Raw genomic sequence first — 23,400 nt, 5'->3', positions numbered from 1 at the left:
TCGCGACGAGGCGTCGCTCCTACATAGCATTGCTGGCATGCAATTACCTAAAGGAGTTAGTAAAAAAGTGCCATCATCTACTCATGCCTTAACGCCTCAATCGGGTCCATTTGCGCAGCGCGCCTTGCTGGAAAGTAGCCAAACAGCACGCCAATACCAGCAGAAAATAAAAACGACATCATATTGGTGGTGACATCAAAAATAAACGGTATATTCATCACCATAGAAAGCACATAAGAGGCCATAGCAGCAATGATGATTCCTATGATGCCACCTAATGCTGACAGCACTACCGCCTCAATCAAAAACTGTAACAAAACCTCTCGCTCTAACGCGCCAATCGCAAGGCGCAGACCAATCTCTCTGGTACGTTCTGTAACGCTGACTAGCATGATATTCATAATGCCAATGCCGCCTACCAGTAAGCTAACCGCGGCCACTGCGCCGAGTAGCGTGGTCATTACTTTGGTCGTGCTCGCAAGTGTTTCGGCGAGTTGTTGCGTATCGAAAATATTAAAATTATCGTCATCGCTCTCGGCGAGTTTGCGGCGTTCACGCAGTAAATCTCGCAGACTGGCTTTTAATGGACCACTATCTCGGCCGTCTTCCATTGAAACCATCAGCGTACTTACTTTCAAACTACCCGTCACACGGCGTTGAAGCGTATGCAGTGGCAGAAGCACTAGATCATCTTGATCGCCCATTCCGCCTTGACCTTTAGCCGCCAGAATACCCACGACTGTGCATGAAAACTGCTTAATGCGTAATTGCTCACCAAGGCCTGTCAGCCCGATTGAGCCGGCATATAACTCTCGGCGTACCGTTTCACCAATCACGCAAACGGCTGCTCCAGCAGTTTGTTCATCAGGGTCAAAAACACGGCCGCTTGCTAACTTCCAATTGCCTGTAATAAACCATGCATTCGTGCTGCCGTAAACCGTGCTAGGCCAATTTCGGCCATTAGCGATCACATTGACGCTACTGCGACCTTGCGGAGCTACCGCAGCAACGCCACCAATTTCCGACTGTATGACAACAGCATCTGCCTCGGTGAACTGTGGCACGCCACCTCCGCCTCCACCACCGCCTGGTCCTCGTTGACCAGGGTTTACCATTAACAAATTAGTACCAAGGCTTGATATTTGCGTCTTAATGGCTTGGGTAGCGCCATTACCTAATGTCACCATGGTAATCACGGCGGCAACCCCAATCACAATGCCAAGTATGGTCAAAAACGACCTTAATAAATTGCGCCTGACTGAGCGCAAAGCTAACATGAATACACTTAATAACATTAAATAACCTCAGTCGAATTGACATCTAACATAGTTGAATCAGCCAATTTTGGCATTGTAGGATGCGCATTCACCTCATCTTTTGCAATTTTTCCATCGACAAAAGTCACTATTCGATGTGCATATGCCGCCATGTCTAACTCATGTGTCACCATTAACACGGTAATGCCTTGGTCTCTATTGAGTGCTACTAAAAGCGCCATAATTTCATGGCTACGTTGCGTGTCTAAATTCCCTGTGGGTTCATCGGCTAGTAATACCGCTGGTTCAGTCACAATGGCGCGTGCAATGGCAACCCGTTGCTGCTGACCGCCCGAAAGTTCTGCAGGTGTGTGATGCTCCCAACCAGTCAACCCCACTGCGGCCAATGCCTTGCTAGCGGCTATCTGCCGCTTTTTAGCATCATCACCACGATAAAGTAATGGCAGTTCTACATTCTCTTGAGCGGTGGTTCGCGCTAGTAAATTAAAACCTTGAAAAACAAAACCAAGAAAGCGTCTGCGGAGCCGCGCGTGCTGGTCGCGAGTTAAATCTTCTACATGCGCACCTTTAAATAAATACTGGCCATATTTTGGGCTATCTAAGCAGCCAAGAATATTCATGGCGGTAGATTTACCCGAACCACTTGGCCCCATAATGGCGACAAACTCACCTGCATAGATACTTAAATCAATGCCTTTTAAGGCAAGAAATTCCGTTGAGCCTGAGCCATAAGTTTTCTTAACATCTATGAGCTGTATCAGTGGCTGCTCTGCTAGAGGTTGCTTGGTTAAGGGCTCACTCACTGTGCAACCACCTTCTGATCAGTGATCACTTGCATGCCAACCTTTAAATCACCACCGACTATCTCTGTCATATGACCATCGCTAATGCCAGGTTTCACAGCAACGGCTATTGCCGCGCCGCCATCTTTAGGCAACACCCATACTTGCTTGGCTAAGGCTATATTAGCTCTTTCAGCCCCAGATTTACGGTTACTCTTATTGCGTGGCATACTTGGCATTAAGCTAGTAGCGAGTCCTTTTTTATTCGCTGATGCGGATTTGTCAGAATCATCAGAGGCTGGGGTAAAGCGCAACGCGGTGTTAGGTACTAGCAAGGCATCACTCACCTGTTTAGCTTTAATCGTGGCTGTCGCTGTCATACCAGGGCGTAGGCTAAGGTCAGTATTATCAACATCTAGATAAGTCAGGTAAGTCACTACGTTATCCGTAATGGTAGAACCAAAACCTACTCGCGTAATACGTGCTGGAAACTTACGAGTTGGATAAGCACTCACAGTAAAAGTAGCATCCTGGTCTAACTTAACCGAGCCAACATCCGCTTCATCCACATACACCCAAAGGCGTAATTTAGTCAAGTCTTCCGCCATCGTAAACAATGTGACTGCTTGCAAAGAAGCCGCCACAGCATTACCTGGATCAACTGCACGCGTTAAGATGATGCCATCTGAAGGCGCAACTATTGAGGCTTTAGTTAAGTTAATTTGGTCTGTTGATAATGCAGCACGTGCATCATTGACGCCCGCCTTCGCACTCATGTCATCCGCTACGGCTCTGTCATAGGTAGCACGACCCGTATCAAGCTCAGATTTAGACGGCACTTTACCACCTGATAAACGAGACACCTCTTCCAACCTTTGCAAGGAGGATGCGGATTCTTTTATTGTTGCTTCGGTCTGCGCAACTTTGGCAATCGCTGCTGCCAAAGACGCTTTTGAACGCAACACCTGATCACTTAATTTTGAAGTATCAAGCTCTACCAATACCTGACCTTTCTTAATCACATCATTCACATCAACGTTCACCTTGCGCACAGTACCTGAAAGTTCACTACCAATATTGATAGAACGTGTCGGCTGGATGGTGCCATTAGCAGTGACGCTTAAGGTTAAGTTGCCACGCGTGACTTCTTGCGTTGTATATTTGGGTAAGGCTTCCTTCGCACGCTCAGCCTGCCAATAAAAATAGCCTACAATAATGATTATAAGCAGCGCCAATCCACCCCACAAACTTGAACGGCGATACCAAGCCACTTTTGCTGGCTCATCTAACAAAGTCGCAATATCAACGATTGAGTTATCTTTAGAATTAGTAGATTCAGTGGAAGCATTATTTGTGGTCATAGGAGGTAAATTCATTTCGTTTTTTCAGTAAGTGATGTTGTTATTTCAGCCTCGCTTGCTTGCCAACCACCGCCTAAAGCCTTATAGAGGCGCACATGGTCTGAGCTTACATCGGCATTTGCACTCGCGACACTGTCTTGCGTACTTAATAAAGAGCGTTGCGTTTCAAGCACGGTCTGAAAATCAGCCAGCCCACTATCGTAACGTTGACGCGCCAAAAGTGCAGCATTGCCAGCAGATTCCGAAGCTAGTTTCAGGCGAGATACACGCTGAATATCGCCACGTAAGGCAACCAAGGCATCCTCCACTTCTTGCAGCGCAGTTAGCACGGTCGCTTTGTAACTTAAACGTGTTTGTTCCAATACGGCTTCTTGAGCGCGTACTTTAGCGCGCCTAGAACCTCCATCAAATAATGGCATCGCGACATTCGCCAGCAATGAACTGACTACAGAAGAACCGCTAGTCAAAGAACCTAAAGTGAGCGCACTTAAGCCTAAAGAACCACTCAACGAGAAGTTTGGTAAACGTGCCGCATCCGCTTGTGCCAGCTTTGCCAAATCAGCAGCCACTCTATACTCAGCAGCGCGCACATCGGCACGCTGACGTAAAGTTTCAGCGGGAAAATTTAAAGCCAAGTCATTCGCGGCCTGCGGTACTGGGCTGACTACAGATAATTGTTGTAATAAATTAGCAGGCGGCTGACCAGTGAGCACGGCAAGCGCATGGCTAAACTGCGCAACAGAGGTTTGCAATACGGGGATATTGGCGCGTGTTTGCTCTGCCGAAACCCTCGCCTGTTCTGCATCTAAAGAGGACACTAAGCCTGCTTGATTGCGCCACTCGGTAATTTGTAGCGTTTCTAACTGACTGCTTAAGTTACTATTTGCAATCGCTAATCGTGCCTGAGCATTGCGTAAGGAAATATAATTAAGCGCCACTTCAGCCGCGATTGACACCTGAATGTCTCCTAAACTCGCCTCACTCGCCTGAGCAGTTGCCTCACTAGCAGAAAGCCCGCTTCGATTTGCACCGAAAATATCCAACTCCCAACTGGCATCCAAGCCAGCAGAAAAATTATTCACTGCACTATTATTTCCAGATTTACTTCTTCCAGCAGATGCTGAGGTATCAAGCGTTGGCAACAAAGTAGCTGCTGCCACATCGCGCAAGGCACGTGCCTCTTGCAGTGCTGACTTTGCACTATTGACACTGGTATTGCTCTGCAAAGACTGCTGCACAAGGTTCACCAAAAGCGGATCATTAAACCGCTGCCACCAATGATTGAGCGAGGTTGAATTTGAAGCCGCCACTGCGTCATCCGCTGACCACTTCGCAGGCACTTCAGTTTTTGCGGACTCAGGATGGCTGGGGTGAAGCAGCGCACAGCCGTTGAGTGTCAGCAGCAGGCTGGCCAAACAGATTAAGCCGAACCTGTACTTACTTTGGTGATCGCCTAAGCGATTTATTTGGTAAGAATTTTTGTGATGATCTAATAAAACATTCATAGGGTTAAAACATTCATGGTTTTTCTTTAAGTTTTGTTAAAAATGTTGAATCTATTATGACCACATGCAGAAAAAATAGAATAGGCTAAATAGTAAATCCGTGTAAATCTGGGTAAAAGCATATTAACTAAGACAGATAGGCTAAATCACAGTAAGTTCGCAACTAAGTTCGCAATTAGGCTCACACCTTGATTATTCTTATGGATTACTCTAGCTTAACTTCTTACAATGATTAACTGTTTTACGTACCTATTTAAATTCAAAATATCATGACTATAAAAATTAGAATCGCTCACTTAGAAGACCTTGAACAGCTTGTTGAACTATTTAACGCGTACCGTGAATTTTATGAAGAGGCATCGGACATTGGCCTTGCAAGGCGCTTTCTACAAGACAGACTTAGCAAAAAAGATTCTGTTATTTTTGTTGCAGAAGATGCTGTAGCTGGAACCGCTGATAATAAAAACCATTCACAAAAGCTGATTGGCTTTTGTCAGCTATACCCAACATTTTGCTCGGTCATCGCTTCGCCTATCTGCGTACTTTATGATTTATTTGTAGATGCAGATATCAGAAAATCTGGCGCTGGAAAAGCGCTGATGCTTGCCGCACATGACTATGCTGCCAACAATGACTATGCTCGACTAGACTTAACCACCGCAAAAACCAACTTGAAAGCTCAGTCATTATATGAATCTTTAGGCTGGGTGCGCGATGATGTTTTTTATACTTACAACAAAACAATTACACCAGCTAAATAACACTTTCTACACTTTGAGTAAGCGCATTGCGTTATAGCAGCTTAATACCGCTTAGATTCTCTGCGCAGGTCTGCTTAATAATATTCACCAAGTCTAAGGTGTAAGGGCGTAACATCGTTTCTGCGGTACAAGTTGCATGCAACTCAGACCATAAACCATTTTTACCTATTGATTTAGCAAGCACATATTCGTGATCAACATAGCTTTTGATACCCCAACTTGGTAAGGCGGCTAGCCCTCTGCGGCTTGCTACAAGTTGCATAATAGCAACGGTTAATTCTGCGGTTCGTCTAGTAAATACAATATTAGCGGGCTTAAGCACATGGCGAATAATATCAATGCGCTCTTCAGGTACGGGGTAAGTAATCAAGGTTTCATTGCTAAAATCTTCTGCGGCTAATCGCGACTTATTACCTTTGCTACTATCCAGTGGCAACACCGCCATTATTTCAAACTTGAATAATGGTGCTTGGCGCAAGTCTCGCATTTTTTCTGGCAGCCCGCCTATTACGATGTCAGCTTTACCTTCACGCAATAACTGCCACGGGTCGCTATGAAATCCTGCGACTAAATCCAGCTCAACCTCTGGCCATGCACGCCTAAACGCGTCCATCACTGGCGTGAGCCAATCAAAGCAAGTGTGGCATTCCAACACTATGCGCAATTCGCCAGACTGGTCACTTTTTAACCGAATTAAATCACGCTCTGATTTTTCAATCAGCGGTAATAACTCGTTAGCTAAATCTAACAGGCGCTGACCTGCAGGCGTAAAGCGTAAACCTTGCGGACTACGCTGAAATAAGGTGATTTCATAATGCGTTTCTAATCCACGAATCTGATGCGAGAGCGCAGATTGCGTTAAAAATACACGCTCGGCCGCTAGCCCTAATTTGCCTGTTTCTGCGATAGCTTTAAGTGATTTTAGATGGCGAATTTCTATCATAATAAATTTTAGGTATGAATTTAATTCAAATTTATCACAAAAACTTTCGCTTTATTAAAATATTTGCAAGTTAGAAAATGCATGCCTTACATTGAATAAGGCTTAGCACATGACAAAAAATAATATTAAGGCGCATATCTTGGGCTACCCACGCGTAGGTGCAAAGCGTGAACTTAAATTTGCACTGGAATCATTTTGGCGTAAAGAAGTGCCGTCAAATACCCTACAAGAGACCGCTAAAACTTTACGTGCCGAGCATTGGCAGAAGCAACAAGACGCTGGCTTGACTTTTATCACCAGTAACGATTTTTCACTATATGACCACGTGTTGGATCATTCTGTGTTGTTTGGCGCACAACCTAAACGCTTCAATAAAAAACCTTTTGGTGAAGTGAACGCTTCTCCAGAAAACGCCTATTTTGCACTCGCTCGCGGTAACTTAGAGCAACCTGCAATGGAAATGACTAAGTGGTTTGATACGAACTATCACTATATTGTGCCAGAACTGGCCAATGACACGCAGTTTTCTATCAACGTACATGATTTCTTAAGCCAGTTAGATGAAGCACAAAAAATCAGCAAAAACGTGAAGCCCGTATTACTCGGGCCAGTGAGTTTCTTATATTTAAGTAAAGCCCGTGGCATTAATAAACTAGATTTATTAGATGGGCTAGCACAACAATATGTGTATTTATTACAAGAGTTACAGCTGCGTAAAATTGAATGGTTACAAATTGACGAGCCTATTTTCGCTTTAGATTTAGATGATGCTTGGCTGAAAGCCTTTGACCGTGCCTACGCTTGGTTTAGAACGTCTCGCCCGAAACTATTGCTCACCACTTACTTTGCCAATGTATCGCGCTATCAGGCATTTATTACTAGCTTACCTGTGGATGGTATCCATATTGACTTGGTGCGCGCACCAGAGCAATTAGGGCCTTGGGTTAATGCGATACCAAGTCACTGGGTATTATCTGCTGGCGTGATTGATGGCCGTAATATATGGCGTAACGATTTAGACAAAACACTCGCATTTTTAGACCCATGGGTGAATAGACTGGGCGACCGCTTATGGATTGCACCAAGCTGCTCATTACTGCATACCCCAGTGACACTCGCACATGAGACTAAGTTAGACGCTGAGATTAAATCATGGTTAGCTTTTGCCGATGAAAAAATTGTTGAGCTCAGCATTATTGCCAAAGCATTGAATAATGGTGTGGATTCAGTCGCAGAAGAATTAGCTATTTCACGTGCAGCAATTGCATCACGCAATCAGTCAAGCCGAGTACACGATGCCAATGTAAAAACACGGATTGCCGCACTTAATACACTCAATGAAAATCGTGAAAGTACTTTTGAGTTGCGTGCTAGAGCCCAAAAAGCGCGCTTGAATTTACCGCTTTTACCTACAACAACGATAGGCTCGTTTCCACAAACGCCTGATATTCGTGCAGCACGCGCGGCTTTTAAAAAGGGCGATATTAGTCAAGCTAACTATGATGCTGAGATGGAGTCGCATATTGCTTACGCCATTGCTCAGCAAGAAGCCATTGGCTTAGATGTGCTGGTGCATGGTGAGGCAGAACGAAATGACATGGTGGAATTTTTTGGCGAGCAACTAGCTGGTTATGCGTTTACACAAAATGGTTGGGTACAAAGTTACGGTTCACGCTGCGTAAAACCACCCGTCATTTATGGCGATGTGTATAGACCAAATCCTATGACAGTAAACTTGGCAATCTTTGCGCAATCACTATCAAGTCGCCCAGTTAAAGGCATGCTCACAGGCCCTATCACCATATTGCAATGGTCTTTTGTTCGCGATGATCAACCCAGAGAAACCACCGCGATGCAAATAGCACTTGCAATACGCGATGAAGTTGAAGACTTGCAAAAAGCTGGCATTGCGATTATTCAAATTGATGAACCTGCGTTGCGTGAAGGTTTGCCATTACAAAAAGCGGCATGGGCGCAATATTTAGCATGGGCGGTAAAAGCATTTAAGTTGTCCGCCAGTATTGCACGTGACGATACGCAAATTCATACGCATATGTGTTATGCAGAATTCAATGATATTTTGCCTGCAATCGCAGCGATGGATGCTGATGTGATTACCATTGAAACTTCGCGCTCAGCCATGGAATTATTAGATGCATTTGGTGAGTTTGCATACCCTAACGACATTGGTCCAGGTGTTTATGATATTCACTCACCTCGCGTGCCAACCGTTGAGGCGATGGAAAAACTCATGAAACGTGCATTTGAGGTGGTGCCCGTAGAACGCTTATGGATTAACCCTGATTGCGGCTTAAAAACCCGTGGCTGGCCAGAAACTAAAGCGGCACTAGAAAACATGGTAGCCGTGGCGAAAGGCTTACGTAAGCAATTGGCGTAACTTATTAATCTACATTTACTTCCCTACTTTAGTATTTAACCTAGACCGTCATTCCCGCGTAGGCGGGAATCTAGGCAAGCCATAATCTCAGGTGAGTTTGTTTATTTCGTTAATGCAACATACTTTTTAAATGGCTAGATAAAGATGAATATACACATTATTAGCACTAAAAATATCAAGCTAGACAGGCACACTACCTGGATTCCCGCCTAAGTGGGAATGACGTAAATAATGGAATAAAAATCCCATATAAAACAATCGCATAAAACAAAATTAAAAAATAATATCAATATATAGTGTTTTTATATTGAAAAAATCATCTATATTGCGCTATAGTGTTGTCACACGGTTCTTACGTTTTAGTCAAAACGTAAGATAAAAGGGAATACGGTGCGGTGTTTGAGTCTACTTTCAAATACTTATGCCATAGCTGCCCCCGCAACTGTAATCAGCGAGTTATTTGTTACGCTTGTTTAAAAAGCACTTGCCACTGAATTGGATATTGTCAATTTGGGAAGGCCAACAAAGAACGATGACCTGAGAGCCAGGAGACCTGCCGTGTGCGTTTTTGTGCCTTTTACGATGTTAATTTTAATCATCGCAAAAGCGCGTAAAAATATTTTTATAACGTTTGAGGCGGGGTGTCCTCGGCAGATGACTAGTGCATTCACTATTGATGCATTCACTATTCGCCATGCTGTTTTTAATATTTGTGCAGACTATATGTCAGCAAGTCGCGCCAATTTTAAAGCTACCTGCCCTTTTTGAAAAAGGGAATAACCAAATGGATGATGTCAGACCTTCTGTTAATACAGACTTATCTTTACCTACATTACAAGTCATTCGTCGCAATGGCGCTGCAGTTCAATTTACACTCGATAAAATCTCTATCGCTATCACTAAAGCATTTTTGGCGGTTGAAGGCAACCAAAGTGGCGCCTCGCAACGCGTGCGTGACCAAGTCGCTACATTAAGCCAATTAGTCAATAGCGCACTAATGCGTCGCTTACCTGCTGGCGGCTCAATTCACATTGAAGATATTCAAGACCAAGTAGAGTTGGCACTTATGCGCAACGGCAACCACGATGTAGCACGTGCTTATGTGCTTTACCGTGAAAAACGCAACGCTGAACGTGCGGCTGAAAAAGCGAGCCACCCATCTGCCGAACCTGTTCATATGCTGAGTGTGAATATTGATGGCAAATTAATTCCCCTCGACATTAATCAACTCAATGAAATGGTGAGTGAGGCTTGCTTAAATTTAAATGATGTTGAGCCTTCACTAGTGGTTGAGCAAGCGGTACGTGATTTATACAATGGCATACCCTTTACAGAAGTCTATAAGGCGTTAATTTTATCGACCCGGAGCCTGATTGAAACTGAGCCAGCTTACAATTATGTGACTGCACGTTTACAACTAGATTTAGTACGTGCAGAGGTCTTAGGCGAGCGTATTAGCCATGCTGAGATGGACACGCAATACGTAGAGTATTTTCCGCGCTACATCAAAATGGGCATAGCTGCAGAATTGCTAGACCAACGTTTAGCGCAGTTTGACTTAACTAAACTAGCGGCAGCTTTGGTAAAAGAGCGTGATTTTCAATTTGGTTATTTAGGCATACAAACCCTATATGACCGCTACTTTTTACATATTGAAGAGCGCCGCATCGAATTGCCACAGATTTTCTTCATGCGCGTAGCGATGGGTTTAGCGATTAATGAAATTGACCGAGAAAGCCGTGCAATCGAGTTCTATAATGTATTGAGCACATTCGACTTTATGAGCTCAACACCCACTTTATTTAACGCTGGCACCCTTCACTCTCAGCTTTCTTCTTGCTACTTAACGACTGTGAGCGATGATTTAGACGGCATTTACCAAGGTATTAAAGAAAATGCCATGTTGCAGAAGTACGCAGGCGGTTTAGGTAATGACTGGACACCAGTGCGTTCACTCGGTGCGCGCATCAAAGGCACAAACGGCAAGAGCCAAGGCGTTATCCCATTCTTAAAAGTAGTGAACGATACGGCTGTTGCAGTTAATCAAGGTGGCAAACGCAAGGGTGCTGTATGCGGCTATTTAGAAACTTGGCACTTAGACATTGAAGAGTTTTTAGATTTACGCAAAAACACGGGTGATGACCGTCGCCGCACACACGATATGAATACTGCGCATTGGATTCCAGACCTATTTATGCGCCGCGTGACTGAGGCTGGCGATTGGACACTATTTTCACCCTCTGATGTACCTGATTTACATGATAAATACGGCAAAGCCTTTGAAACGGCTTACGTAGAATATGAACGCCGTGCCGAAAATGGCGAAATCAAACTCTTTAAGAAAATTCCTGCGCTGCAAATGTGGCGCAAGATGCTTTCTATGTTGTTTGAAACAGGCCATCCCTGGATTACATTCAAAGATCCATGCAATATTCGCTCTCCACAGCAACATGTGGGCGTGGTGCATAGCTCAAACCTGTGTACAGAAATCACGCTAAATACATCAGAAACGGAAATTGCCGTATGTAACTTGGGTTCTGTGAACTTATTACAACATTTAACTGAAGTTGACGGCAACTTAGTGCTAGATAACGACAAGTTGCAAGCCACCATTAAAATCGGCATGCGTATGTTAGACAACGTAGTGGACATTAACTTTTACCCAGTGGGTAAAGCACGCAACGCTAATACTCGCCACAGGCCAGTAGGCATGGGCATCATGGGCTTTCAAAACTGCTTGCACGCAATGCGCATTCCTTACGCCAGTATGGAAGCAGTGGAGTTTGCAGACCGCGCGATGGAAATGGTGTGCTACAACGCTTATTACGCTTCAACAGTGTTAGCAGAAGAGCGTGGCGCCTACTCAAGCTTCAAAGGCAGCTTGTGGGACCAAGGTATTTTGCCGCTAGACACATTAGACTTATTACTTAATGAACGTGGCGGCAATGTAGAGGTAGATAGAAGCAAAACGCTAGACTGGGATGCTTTACGCAACCGCATTCAAAAGGTTGGTATGCGCAACTCTAACTGTGTGGCTATTGCACCAACGGCAACTATTTCTAACATTGTTGGCGTTTCTGCGAGCATTGAGCCTGAGTACCAAAACCTATACGTTAAATCTAACTTATCTGGCGAGTTTACTATTGTGAATGAGCAACTAGTGATTGACCTAAAAGCGCGCGGACTTTGGGATGCGGTCATGGTGTCTGATTTAAAATACTTTGATGGCTCTTTACAAAAAATCGACCGCGTACCTGCTGATTTAAAACAGCTCTACGCAACGGCGTTTGATGTTGACCCAACGTGGTTAATTGAAGCCGCAGCGCGTCGCCAAAAATGGATAGACCAAGCGCAATCACTCAACCTGTATTTTGCCGTTCCATCTGGCAAAAAACTGAATGATACCTATCTGCTAGCTTGGCAACGTGGCCTAAAAACCACTTACTACTTGCGTTCACTGGGTGCAACAGCCGCAGAGAAATCAACAGGTTCAGGTGGGGAGTTGAATGCAGTTTCGTCCAGCTTAGAAGAAGCGCCGAAAATGTGCAGTATCGACAATCCAGAATGCGAATCTTGCCAATAACTTGTTTTTTGTAGGAGGGGCTTGCAGCCCCGAATAGCAATACTGAGCGAGGAGTAAATTGCTTTCGCGACTAAAAGTCGCTCCTACAAAACAACCAACCAAAATTAAGGAAAAATCATGCTTTCATTTGAAGATGATGCGGTACTAGAAGAAACAATAATAACAACGCCAGCATTAAAAGTAGCGGGAAATAATGCAGTAACTTCACCATTAGCCGCACCTGTCGCAGCCAATCAAGCGTCACACTCAGGCCGCGTAAACGCCTCTGACAAGCGCATGATTAACGGCCAAACCGACGTTAACCAGCTCGTACCGTTTAAATACCATTGGGCTTGGGACAAGTATTTAGCGGGCTGTGCTAACCATTGGATGCCGCAAGAGGTTTCTATGAGTCGGGATATTGCTCAATGGAAAGATAGCACCGCACTAACTGATGACGAACGCTTAATCGTGAAGCGTAATTTAGGCTTCTTCACTACTGCTGACTCGCTCGCTGCGAACAATATTGTACTCGGCACTTACCGCCACATTACCGCACCAGAATGTCGCCAATATTTACTACGTCAAGGCTTTGAAGAGGCCATTCACACGCACGCTTATCAGTACATCGTAGAAAGTTTGGGTTTAGACGAATCTGAGGTTTTTAATGCCTACCAAGAAGTGGCAAGCATTAAAGATAAGGATGACTTTTTAATTCCATTCATCAACATTTTAACTGACCCATCATTTAAAACTGGTACGCCTGAGGCTGACCAAAAATTGCTTCGCTCATTGATTGTATTTGCTTGCATTATGGAAGGTTTATTTTTCTATGTAGGCTTTGTACAGATTCTTGCACTTGGTCGTCAAAATAAAATGCAAGGCGCGGCAGAGCAATATCAATACATTTTGCGTGATGAATCGATGCACTGTAATTTTGGCATTGATGTAATTAATACGATAAAACTTGAAAACCCGCATTTATGGACAGCTGAGTTCCGCGAGGAAATCAAAAGCTTGATGCAGCAAGGCGTAGAGTTAGAGTATCGCTATGCAGAGGCGACTATGCCACGCGGCGTACTAGGGTTAAACGCTACGATGTTTAAAGAGTATTTACGTTTTATTGCCAACCGTCGTTGTACGCAGATTGGCTTAGATGTGTTGTATCCTGGAGCGACAAATCCATTCCCATGGATGAGTGAAATGATGGATTTAAAGAAAGAGAAAAACTTTTTTGAAACCCGCATAACTGAGTACCAAACTGGCGGCGCTTTGAGTTGGGATTAACGTACAAGTAATTAGGGATGATTTTAGTTCAAGGTCATCTCTAATCAATCAACTATCTGGCCATCAACCCAACTTGTCTCGCAACTGATACCACAACATACCCAGCACTAATGCAGGTGTACGCAATAATTTTCCTCCAGGAAAATCGTGATGTTTGATGCTTGCTAACAAATCTAAACGTTCCGCCTGACCTGCTATAGCCTCGGCAACTAGCTTTCCTGCCAAGCCAGTCAACGCCACACCATGCCCTGAAAAACCTTGTAAATAATATACATTAGGCGAAATTTTTCCGAAATCTGGCGCACGATTCATCGTAATATCGACGAAGCCACCCCAAGTAAAATCCACTTTGGTGTCTTTAAGTTGTGGAAAAGTTTCAGCCATGCGTGCTTGCATATTCTGTGTCAAATTAGGTGGTGTTAAAGCGCTATAACTTACACGTCCGCCATAAATCATCCGTGGCCCACTGGCTTGAGTTTTTGCAGAAAACCTAAAGTAATCGAGCACAAAATTAGTGTCACAAACGGCCGAATTAGTGGGGATTAATTGGCTAGCTAAACTAGGTGCAATCGGCTCGGTAGCAACAATATATGTACCAACAGGCATAATGCGCTTAGCTAAACTTGGCGCAAGTTTTGGTGAAATTTCAGGTAAATACATATTGCCAGCCAGTACTACAAATTTCGCTTTCACACTGCCTGTTGCCGTATGCAAAGAAGTTAAGTCATGATTACTGGCATTAGCTTGCTGCATTGCCGTTACCGCTGAATTCTGGAAAACACGTACGCCAATGCGGCTGGCGCCTTTAGCCAAACCTAGGCAATAATTAAGTGGATGCAAATGTCCCGAGCGCTTATCAAAATAACCGTTGAAATAGCGCGGGCTATCTATCCATTTTCGCAGATCTTTAGGCTCTATCCATTCTGCATCAGCGTCATATTGGTAGCGCTTTGCCATATCCTCATACCAACTTCTCAGAGATGCACCTTTTTTCGCATTGACCGAAACACCTAGAAAACCATCGCTTAAGTCACAATCAATATCAAAGCGTTTAACGCGCTCCCGCACCAAATCTAGAGCCTCCAGCGACATGCCCCACACTTTTTTTGCCGCGTCAAAACCCAATGCTTTTTCAATCACCTCTTGCTCACAGGCTAAACCTGCAATGATTTGCCCACCATTGCGACCACTTGCGCCCCAACCTATGTGTTTAGCTTCTAACACGACTACGGAGTAACCTCGATCTGCTAACTCTATCGCGGCAGATAATCCAGCAAAGCCACCTCCAACCACGCAAACATCAGCTTCGATATTCGACTCAAGTTTAGAATAAATAGGCTGTTCGTTCGCACTCGCCGCGTAATATGAGTTTTGTGTAAGCTTTAATTCTGTAGCGGCAGACATACTTTTTACCTTCCGATTAGATTTTTTTAGCCACAATGCGGCCACACAACCATGTCCATATCAATGTGGCTGCAGCATTTGAAGTTAACTCCGCATGATCATAAGGCGGAGATACCTCACATAAATCCATGCCAACCCAATTCAAATCATGCCAAGCCTCTAGCAGTGTCATGGCTTGCGCAGTCGTTAACCCGCCGACCTCTGGCGTACCTGTACCTGGGGCAAAGGCTGGATCTAATGCATCAATATCGAAGCTTAAATATAAGGGAGGATTACCCGCCTTTGCCAAGCGCTCGCGTACTTCGTCAATCACACTTTGTAGCGCGGCACCATCTTTGCCACGTAGCTCACGCGCAGTAAAAATCCGCCCGCCTTGGTCATTCACAAACTCGCGTGCAGCACGCTCACCAGAAGAACGTATGCCTATTTGTATAAAACATTTGGGGTCGACCAAACCTTCTGTAATCGCTTCATATACCCAAGTGCCATGACCAGAAGGCTCACCAAAATGGCTTTCCCAAGTGTCACAATGCGCATCAAAATGAATGCAAGCAAGCGGCTGCTTGTAATGTGCAAAGTAAGCATGTAATAAAGGCAGGGTAATGGAGTGGTCGCCACCCAGCCAGACCATTTCGTATTGACCAATTAATGCACTGGCTTGAGGCATGAGCGCAGTACGCATGCTTTCTAGGCTAGTATTGGGCAACAGTAAATTCCCTAAATCTACGGTATTGTCGACAGGTGTGACATCAAATAAGGGATGCTCATCACCGCATAGCATATGGCTGGCTTGGCGTATGGCATTGGGCCCGAAGCGAGCGCCAGGGCGGTTAGTCACGCAGCCATCCCAAGTAATACCGGCAACGGCGAAAGTACCAGCAGTCATTGTTTGCTCAGACTTATTTCCCGAATCTGATATAGACTGGTTTGTGATCGGCAGGCCTAGAAAACCTCCTACTGAACTAAATGCAAAACCGTGATCCATAAGCCTCTCCCTTCAATTCAATTAATTTACCATTAGCATACATTTATACAAAATATTTGTACGCATTATTTATGCAGACTATTCATTAAATGTTAAACTAAATCTTTGGTTTAACAAATAGAGCCAATTTAGCATTTTTGTTAGAACCACTTAGTTTATTTTAAAGCTCAAAATTTTAAATTTAAAGTTGCTCATCATGTTAAATACCAACTTAATCACTAATGCTAGCGGGCTGCTCGCAAGTGAACGCACCAAATACGTGAAGTTGCATCCCAAGTCTGCCGAATTATCAACCAAGGCTAACCAACACTTTCTGTACGGCGTACCGATGCATTGGATGAACGATTGGGGTACGCCTGTTCCCCTATTTATCAGTCATGCCGAAGGTGCACACTTCACCTGTGCTGACGGTATTGACTACACAGACTTCTGCTTGGGTGACACAGGCGCCATGTTTGGGCATAGCCCTGCGGCAGTCGCTAAAGCTATCGCCGCACAAGCCAGTCGCGGCTATACAGCAATGTTGCCATCAACAATCGCGCCTGATGTTGGCGAAGCACTAAGCGATTTCTTTGGCTTGGATTATTGGCAGCTGGCCACCACCGCGACCGATGCAAATCGCTTTGTGTTGCGCTGGGCACGTGCCGTCACAGGTAGGAACAAGCTACTAGTATTTGATGGTTGTTATCATGGAACAATTGACGACACTGAAATAGATATTATTGACGGAAAAACGGTCAACCGAGCCAGCTTGTTAGGCCAAGTGTATGACTTAGGCCTACATACAACAGCGGTACCCTTTAATGATTTAGCCGCCGTTGAACGAGAATTAGCCAAAGGTGATGTCGCAGTGCTACTCACAGAACCCGCGCTCACCAACTGCGGTATGGTGTTACCACAAAATGGTTTTATTGAAAACTTGCGCACGCTCACCACAAAATACGGCACTTTATTAACGCTAGATGAAACCCATACAATATCAACCGCACGTGGCGGCTGGGCTAAAGCCAACTGCGTCACGCCTGATTTCTTAGTGGTTGGCAAACCCATCGCAGGTGGCTTACCAGCAGCAGCCTATGGCTTTAGCGAGACCATGGCAGACCGAATGAAAGCCGCCAAAGATAACGCACCTGCTGGGCATTCTGGCATAGGCACGACCTTGTCTGGCAATATGATGACGCTAGCAGCCATCAACGCAACGTTGCGTGAAACCGCTACCGAAGCGGCATACCAACACATGCTTGCACTGGCCGCTATGCTAGAAACTCAATTAAGCACCGCTATCGCGGTACATAATTTACCTTGGAATATTAGCCGCATGGGTGCTCGGCTTGAATTGCAGTTTTGCGAAAAGCCACCCCAAAATGCCACAGAAGCACGCGCCGCACAAAATGACACGATAGAGTCTGCCATACATTTATATTTACTCAATCGTGGCGTTTTACTCACACCATTTCACAACATGATGTTGATTTGCCCCGCTACAACTGAGGCTGATATTACAAAGTTAGTACGATTATTTAATGATTTTTTAAAGGAATTATGTAGTGAATAAAACAATAAATGATGTAATTGATTTCGCCACCAACAAAGTAGAGGTTGAACTGGCTACAGTACCGCAAGAACGCGTTATAGCAGGTGTTGCTAGCGATGCCAATACCAAAATCACCATGGAAACATACAACCACTACACGGATCCAAGCGAACATTTTTTTGCAGGTATTTGGCATTCAAGTGTAGGCGCTAAAACTGTGAATTATACCGAGGAAGAGGTTTGCGTTATTTTAGAAGGTCGCGTGCGTTTAACCGATATGAATGGAAGCGCTAAAGAGTTTGGTGCTGGAAGTATCTTCGCCCTACCTGCTGGATTTAAGGGCACTTGGGAAACGTTAGAGGCAATCAAAAAAGTATATGTGATTTGGCAAAATTAAACTCTCTGTCTAAGTGAAATTAAACCTATACCTAAAAGCATTAAGGCATAGGTTTTTGGTTCAGGAATAGATGACACTAATAAAAGTGGAGAGGCTGACAACATCATATCGCCTTGTGTCGCCACTAAATTATTCCCTCCTACAGTGCCTAAAACTAAGGCACCACCAACAATCTGGGGGTTATGAGCTATTGGATAAACTACCCCATTTGCATTTGTCAAAAACAGTTTCCCAAAATTAGCACCTACTCCTAGGGCAACACTATTAGTCTCGTTAGAACCTACACTTATTAGTCCCGCTGAACCCGTAGCTCCTAAATTAAAACTTACAATTTCATCTTGCGAAAGCTTAAAGTCAGACAACTGTAAAATTGGCTTTGGTATATTTTGGTTTACTAAAACCGTGGTATTAATTACAACGCCATTTCCAACAATCAATACTCCAGACGAATTAGAAAAATTAACACTCGGTGCAGCAAGATAAAGATTATCTAGAAACAAATCTCCATCTGCTGAAATATTAATTACTGAATCTGACGTAATAGAACCGCCATTTAATATAAGGTTACCAGCACAGGAAAATGACGCACCGTTTAGCAATGATGAGGTTAAAGTGCCTGAGCAATTGGTGTTTACGATACTTGCTAATGAAATTGAAGTTGCATTTGCTGCAAAAGGCAGAAGAGCCAAAAAGCAAAAAACGCACAAAAGTCGAGACATAAAATCCCCCAATAGTTAATTGCTCTATTTTAGGTCAGTGCCTGTAGGGGTTTATTACATTTTGATGAATCAGTAACCAGTTAATCCACCCATAAAAAAGGCGGAATAACTGCATAACAAACTAGGCTTTATATTACGAGATCTAAGAATTTTGACCTATTAACCGCTCAATGCGGCTATCCGGCACAAACCAGATACAAGCCACTGCTGCATAAATTAAACCTGAAAGCGTTGGTGAAAAGAACGCCGTGGCAATACCTGCAATATAAAGTAAGGAAGATAACTTACCTTTAACATCACGCCCCACCACTTTTGCTAGTAAAGAGTTTTCACCTTGACTAGCAATAATAGTACGTTGCAATATTGAATAAGCAATGGCAGCCATCAACAACACTAGCCCATAGAGCGCGGAAGGCATTGCGGCGAAGTGATTCTCACCCATCCAGCCAGAAACAAACGGAAATAATGACAACCAAAATAACAAGTGTAAATTAGCCCACAATATACTGCCTTTCACATGCTGAACCGTCTGCAACATGTGATGATGATTGTTCCAATAAATGCCCACGTATATAAAGCTTAATACATAGCTTAGAAATACGGGTAGTAAGGGTTCTAGGGAGGCAAAATCACTACCATGCGGCACTTTCAACTCAAGCACCATAATGGTAATGATAATAGCAATCACGCCATCACTAAAAGCTTCTAAGCGGTTCTTTTCCATTAAGCTTTACTCAAGCTAAAGAGACGATCGCTTCAATTTCCACTAAGACATCACGTGGCAATTTAGCAACTTGTACGGTTGAACGTGCTGGCGTGTGTGTACCAAAAGTTTCGGCGTACACTTTATTCATGGCGACGAAGTCATCCAGATTCTTTAAAAATACAGTTGTTTTAGCCACTTTATCCAAGCTTGAACCAGCGGCTTCAATCACTGCTTTTAAATTCACTAAGACTTGCGTAGTTTGCACTGTAATATTGCCTTCAACTAGAGTGCCATCCGCACGTAATGGAATTTGACCTGAAGTAAATAATAAATCCCCCACTACCATCGCTTGAGAATATGGGCCGATTGCGGCAGGTGCATTTGGTGTTTGAATAATGTGCATATGAAGTCCTTTTTTGGAAAAGTGAATGTAGCAAGATTATAATGTAGAGCAATATTAAAGTATAAGAAGATATACGGTGCTAAATATGGCGGCTTATATATTGGCAGCATCAAAGTATTGAAAATGTGCGCGTTTTACATTGCAAAATAGCTCATAAGCAATAGTGCCAGCACTTTTAGCCACAACATTGGCAGATACTTGATTACCCCATAACTCTACTAGACTACCAATAGTGGCATTGGGAATGTCAGTTAAATCGACAAATAGCATATCCATGGAAACGCGACCGATTAAGCGTGTCATTTCACCATCCACGGCCATAGGTGTTCCAGTCACTGCTGAGCGTGGATAACCATCTGCATAGCCGCAAGCCACTATGCCCACTATTGTGTCGCGTTCTGCGGTGAATATGCTACCGTAACCTATTGACTCACCTTGTTTGATGCTCCTAATCGAAATTATTTTTGAAGTAAGTTGCATCACAGGTTTTAATTTGGTTTCAGCATTCATTAAAGGATCTGCGCCGTATAGCATGATGCCTGGCCTAGTCCACTGGTTTTTTGTATCACCTAAGCATTTTGCTTGCTTCCAACCTAAAATTGCTGCTGAATTCGCCAAGCTAGTTTCTGTGCTTAACCCTTGAGTGACCTTTTGAAAAATCTCAATTTGTTGCAAAGTATGGTTCGAACTCACATTATCTGCATTGGCGAAATGCGTCATCATCACTATTTTTGCCACGTTTTTGTGATTATTAAGGCGCTCAAAAGCTTGACTATATTCAATTGGCGACAAACCGACTCGATGCATACCACTATCCATTTTTAGCCATACATGCAAAGGTTTAGCAAGCTTGGCAGCTAACAAAATCTCTACTTGCCATTGGGCATGCACCACAATCCACAAATTATTGGCAACTATTTCAGGCAATTCTAATGCCTCAAAAAAGCCTTCCAGCAGCAAAATTGGCTCAGGAATCCCTGCTTCACGAAGTTGCAGCGCCTCTTCTAAACAGGCGACAGCAAAACCATCAGCCTCACCTTCTATGGCCTTAGCACAATGTACAGCGCCATGCCCATAAGCATTAGCTTTAATCACGGCCAGTGCCTTACCGCCATGAAGATGCTTGGCAACACGGTAATTATGCCTTAATGCATCTAAACGAATATGGGCGATTGCTGGGCGTGACATGACTATTTAATTTACTTTAAGTTAGTTTAATTTGAGATTATTTAAATCTAGCGATTATTCAACGCAGGGCTTGTTTGAGCGCATTTATTGTAGCGACTTCCAGCATATCGACCAAGCGACAAATCATCTGTTTGAATAGCTGGCTGATGATTTGCAAGTAAATCTGCTAATACTTGCCCAGAACCACATGCCATGGTCCAACCCAGTGTGCCGTGGCCAGTGTTGAGCCAAACATTATTGTATACAGCAGAAGCTTTGCCTATGATAGGTGTGCCGTCTGGTGTCATCGGGCGTAGACCAGTCCAGAACAGTGCTTGCGACGTATCGCCAGCGTCAGGGAATAATCCATTTAACACCATCTCTAAGGTTTCACGCCTGCGGGGATTTAAGCTTAAATCAAAGCCAGCTAATTCTGCCATACCTCCCACGCGAATACGATTATCGAAGCGGGTAATGGCCACTTTGTAAGTTTCATCCATGACGGTAGATATAGGCGCAGCATCACTGTTAATAATTGGCACAGTAAGCGAATAACCTTTAACTGGATAGACTGGAATATCTAAGCCCAAGCCTTGCATCAATTGACGTGAATAACTACCAAGTGCGACCACATATTGATCAGCTTCCAATACCTCACTACCGTTTTGCGTGCTGATTTCTACACCAGTCAGTTTTCCATGACTCGTTAGCAATCGATTAATAGTGACGTCTTGCCTAAATTTTACCCCTAGTTTTTGGGCTTCTTTCGCCAAGTTAGTGGTAAATATCTGGCAATCTCCAGTTTCATCATGCGTCAGACGCAAGCCACCTAATAGATTATCTTTTACCGATGCCAAACCTGGCTCCACTTTAACGCAAGCTGCTGGATCCAAATGCTCAAATGGCACACCCATTCGACTTAATACGGCAATATCTTTTGCCTCAGCATCTAGTTGTTTTTGCGTGCGAAATACCTGCAAAGTACCCTGCGTACGGGCTTCGTAGGCGATGCCTGCATCAGCACGAAGCTCACCCAAGCAATCACGGCTATATTCAGCCAAACGTACCATGCGCTCTTTGTTCAGGTCGTAACTTTTAGCATTGCAGTTTTGTAATAGCTTCAGCGTCCATTCAAGCTGCCACAATGACCAATCAGGCTTTAATGCAAGCGGCGAATGGCGCTGAAATATCCACTTTAGCGCTTTCATCGGTACCCCTGGTGCAGCCCAAGGCGCAGAGTAACCTGGGGATATTTGCCCAGCATTGGCATAGCTAGTTTCTAGACCTACGGCTGGCTGCCGATCTATTACCGTGACATCAAATCCTTTTTTTGCCAAATAATAGGCACTTGTAACGCCCACTACGCCAGAACCCAATACCAACACCCGCATGACGACTCTCCACTATAGTATTAACGCTTACAGTATTAACACGGCATTAAGAATATATTCTCATAAAACATTAACTAACATTCAGTTAATAAAAGCCTGTAAGTGCCAGTTTATTGACTAATACCAATAGCTTTTATCTAATTAACGACAATTAAAAAGTTAATTTCACTTAAATTATTCATTAAGTGAATATCAATCTCCAAATTTATGACTTATTATAGTTTTTACATTATTTAATGGGAAATAAATCATGCGAATTCGTACCCATGCTGTTCGAGAGCTTGATCGGATAGACTTAAAAATTCTATCCGTGCTGCAAGAAAATGCCCGTATCCCAATTACAGAGCTTGCAGAACGCGTGGGGCTTTCGGTGACGCCATGTGGTGAACGTGTCAAAACTTTAGAAAAAGAAGGAGTTATTCTAGGCTATCACGCCCGCTTAGATCCGCACTCGCTCGGCTTAGGCTTGTTAGTATTTGTTGAGTTAAAACTTTCAACCAAATCTGGTGCAATTTTCGGCAAATTCAAACAAGAAATTCTCAAGTTGCCCAGCGTGCTGGAATGCCACTTAGTATCAGGTGACTTTGATTATTTAATTAAAGCGCGTATCGCACAAATGGCAGATTACCGAACCTTACTGGGCGACATATTACTCACACTTCCAGGCGCACAAGAGTCTAGAAGTTATATCGTGATGGAAGAGGTTAAAGAAGGTTTTGCGTTACCGTTAGTGGAAACCAAAGACTGAGTTATCACTAAAAAAGTGGCTCCAAGCAAATAATCTAAATGGCTCTTGCTGCATGCCCAATATAAGAAAA

19 protein-coding genes and 1 riboswitch are annotated in these 23,400 nt (G+C 43.9%); of the genes, 7 read left to right on the top strand and 12 right to left on the bottom strand.

What is annotated here, in order from left to right; genetic code table 11:
- Positions 1 to 77 precede the first annotated feature (77 nt).
- From PSU78_RS09485 to PSU78_RS09470, 4 genes are read right to left on the bottom strand one after another with little or no spacing between them, the layout of a single operon-like run.
- Entirely contained in the window at positions 78 to 1,295 is a 1,218-nt protein-coding gene (locus PSU78_RS09485) for an ABC transporter permease (RefSeq protein WP_300387380.1), read from the bottom strand.
- Positions 1,295 to 2,080, bottom strand: a complete 786-nt coding sequence (locus tag PSU78_RS09480) for an ABC transporter ATP-binding protein (RefSeq protein ID WP_300387378.1) — start codon at positions 2,078 to 2,080, stop codon at positions 1,295 to 1,297. Before PSU78_RS09480 ends, PSU78_RS09485 begins: the two co-directional genes overlap by 1 nt.
- The gene (locus PSU78_RS09475) at positions 2,077 to 3,420 is read right to left on the bottom strand and encodes an efflux RND transporter periplasmic adaptor subunit (protein WP_300387376.1); all 1,344 of its coding nucleotides are present in this window, start codon (positions 3,418 to 3,420) and stop codon (positions 2,077 to 2,079) included. The genes PSU78_RS09480 and PSU78_RS09475 overlap by 4 nt, the downstream gene beginning before the upstream one ends.
- 11 nt (positions 3,421 to 3,431) lie before the next feature.
- Positions 3,432 to 4,925: an efflux transporter outer membrane subunit gene (locus tag PSU78_RS09470; RefSeq protein WP_300387375.1), complete on the bottom strand. Its 1,494-nt coding sequence runs from the start codon at positions 4,923 to 4,925 to the stop codon at positions 3,432 to 3,434.
- Positions 4,926 to 5,194: 269 nt separating this feature from the next.
- Between PSU78_RS09470 and PSU78_RS09465 the strand changes: the two genes are divergently transcribed.
- A complete protein-coding gene (locus PSU78_RS09465) occupies positions 5,195 to 5,686 on the top strand; it encodes a GNAT family N-acetyltransferase (protein WP_300387373.1) in 492 nt (163 codons plus the stop codon).
- A 31-nt stretch (positions 5,687 to 5,717) separates the two neighbouring features.
- On the opposite strand, the gene PSU78_RS09460 is transcribed toward PSU78_RS09465, so the two are convergent.
- A complete protein-coding gene (locus tag PSU78_RS09460; RefSeq protein WP_300387371.1) occupies positions 5,718 to 6,629 on the bottom strand; it encodes a LysR family transcriptional regulator in 912 nt (303 codons plus the stop codon).
- Positions 6,630 to 6,738: 109 nt separating this feature from the next.
- Between PSU78_RS09460 and metE the strand changes: the two genes are divergently transcribed.
- The 3 genes from metE to PSU78_RS09445 all read left to right on the top strand — a co-directional run bounded on the left by metE (position 6,739) and on the right by PSU78_RS09445 (position 13,876).
- A complete protein-coding gene (gene metE, locus PSU78_RS09455) occupies positions 6,739 to 9,027 on the top strand; it encodes a 5-methyltetrahydropteroyltriglutamate--homocysteine S-methyltransferase (RefSeq protein ID WP_300387369.1) in 2,289 nt (762 codons plus the stop codon).
- A gap of 329 nt (positions 9,028 to 9,356) precedes the next feature.
- A riboswitch (cobalamin riboswitch) is annotated at positions 9,357 to 9,603 on the top strand.
- Positions 9,604 to 9,811: 208 nt separating this feature from the next.
- Positions 9,812 to 12,610, top strand: coding sequence for a ribonucleoside-diphosphate reductase subunit alpha (locus tag PSU78_RS09450; protein ID WP_300387367.1), 2,799 nt, complete (start codon positions 9,812 to 9,814; stop codon positions 12,608 to 12,610).
- A gap of 117 nt (positions 12,611 to 12,727) precedes the next feature.
- Entirely contained in the window at positions 12,728 to 13,876 is a 1,149-nt protein-coding gene (locus PSU78_RS09445; RefSeq protein WP_300387365.1) for a ribonucleotide-diphosphate reductase subunit beta, read from the top strand.
- A 63-nt stretch (positions 13,877 to 13,939) separates the two neighbouring features.
- Here PSU78_RS09445 and PSU78_RS09440 read toward each other — a convergent pair whose 3' ends face one another.
- Positions 13,940 to 15,280 carry an FAD-binding oxidoreductase gene (locus PSU78_RS09440; protein WP_300387363.1) on the bottom strand — a complete coding sequence of 447 codons (1,341 nt, stop codon included), beginning with the start codon at positions 15,278 to 15,280 and terminating at the stop codon, positions 13,940 to 13,942.
- Between the two features lie 16 nt (positions 15,281 to 15,296).
- Positions 15,297 to 16,265 carry an agmatinase gene (gene speB, locus PSU78_RS09435; protein ID WP_300387361.1) on the bottom strand — a complete coding sequence of 323 codons (969 nt, stop codon included), beginning with the start codon at positions 16,263 to 16,265 and terminating at the stop codon, positions 15,297 to 15,299.
- Positions 16,266 to 16,461: 196 nt separating this feature from the next.
- Here speB and PSU78_RS09430 point away from each other — a divergent pair, with 196 nt between their 5' ends.
- Together PSU78_RS09430 and PSU78_RS09425 are read left to right on the top strand one after the other, a co-directional pair.
- Entirely contained in the window at positions 16,462 to 17,820 is a 1,359-nt protein-coding gene (locus tag PSU78_RS09430; protein WP_300387359.1) for an aspartate aminotransferase family protein, read from the top strand.
- Positions 17,813 to 18,196 (top strand): cupin domain-containing protein, encoded by a 384-nt coding sequence (locus PSU78_RS09425; RefSeq protein ID WP_300387357.1) that lies wholly within the window; start codon positions 17,813 to 17,815, stop codon positions 18,194 to 18,196. The genes PSU78_RS09430 and PSU78_RS09425 overlap by 8 nt, the downstream gene beginning before the upstream one ends.
- On the opposite strand, the gene PSU78_RS09420 is transcribed toward PSU78_RS09425, so the two are convergent.
- The 5 genes from PSU78_RS09420 to PSU78_RS09400 all read right to left on the bottom strand — a co-directional run bounded on the left by PSU78_RS09420 (position 18,193) and on the right by PSU78_RS09400 (position 22,582).
- Positions 18,193 to 18,915: a PEP-CTERM sorting domain-containing protein gene (locus PSU78_RS09420; protein WP_300387356.1), complete on the bottom strand. Its 723-nt coding sequence runs from the start codon at positions 18,913 to 18,915 to the stop codon at positions 18,193 to 18,195. The two genes, PSU78_RS09425 and PSU78_RS09420, sit on opposite strands and share 4 nt — an antisense overlap.
- Before the next feature lie 142 nt (positions 18,916 to 19,057).
- A complete protein-coding gene (locus PSU78_RS09415) occupies positions 19,058 to 19,639 on the bottom strand; it encodes a TMEM175 family protein (RefSeq protein ID WP_300387354.1) in 582 nt (193 codons plus the stop codon).
- A gap of 10 nt (positions 19,640 to 19,649) precedes the next feature.
- Complete coding sequence (locus PSU78_RS09410) at positions 19,650 to 20,024, bottom strand: RidA family protein (RefSeq protein WP_300387352.1); 375 nt, start codon at positions 20,022 to 20,024, stop codon at positions 19,650 to 19,652.
- 93 nt (positions 20,025 to 20,117) lie between these two features.
- A complete protein-coding gene (alr, locus tag PSU78_RS09405) occupies positions 20,118 to 21,212 on the bottom strand; it encodes an alanine racemase (protein WP_300387350.1) in 1,095 nt (364 codons plus the stop codon).
- 47 nt (positions 21,213 to 21,259) lie between these two features.
- Positions 21,260 to 22,582 (bottom strand): D-amino acid dehydrogenase, encoded by a 1,323-nt coding sequence (locus tag PSU78_RS09400; protein ID WP_300387348.1) that lies wholly within the window; start codon positions 22,580 to 22,582, stop codon positions 21,260 to 21,262.
- Between the two features lie 250 nt (positions 22,583 to 22,832).
- Between PSU78_RS09400 and PSU78_RS09395 the strand changes: the two genes are divergently transcribed.
- Positions 22,833 to 23,330, top strand: coding sequence for a winged helix-turn-helix transcriptional regulator (locus PSU78_RS09395; RefSeq protein WP_300387346.1), 498 nt, complete (start codon positions 22,833 to 22,835; stop codon positions 23,328 to 23,330).
- The last annotated feature ends 70 nt before the right edge of the window (positions 23,331 to 23,400 follow it).

It is taken from the genome of Methylotenera sp. (assembly GCF_029945705.1).
Lineage (GTDB): Bacteria > Pseudomonadota > Gammaproteobacteria > Burkholderiales > Methylophilaceae > Methylotenera.
The sequence above is the reverse complement of the archived record's forward strand: the minus strand, read 5'-3'. Positions and strand labels throughout refer to the sequence as shown.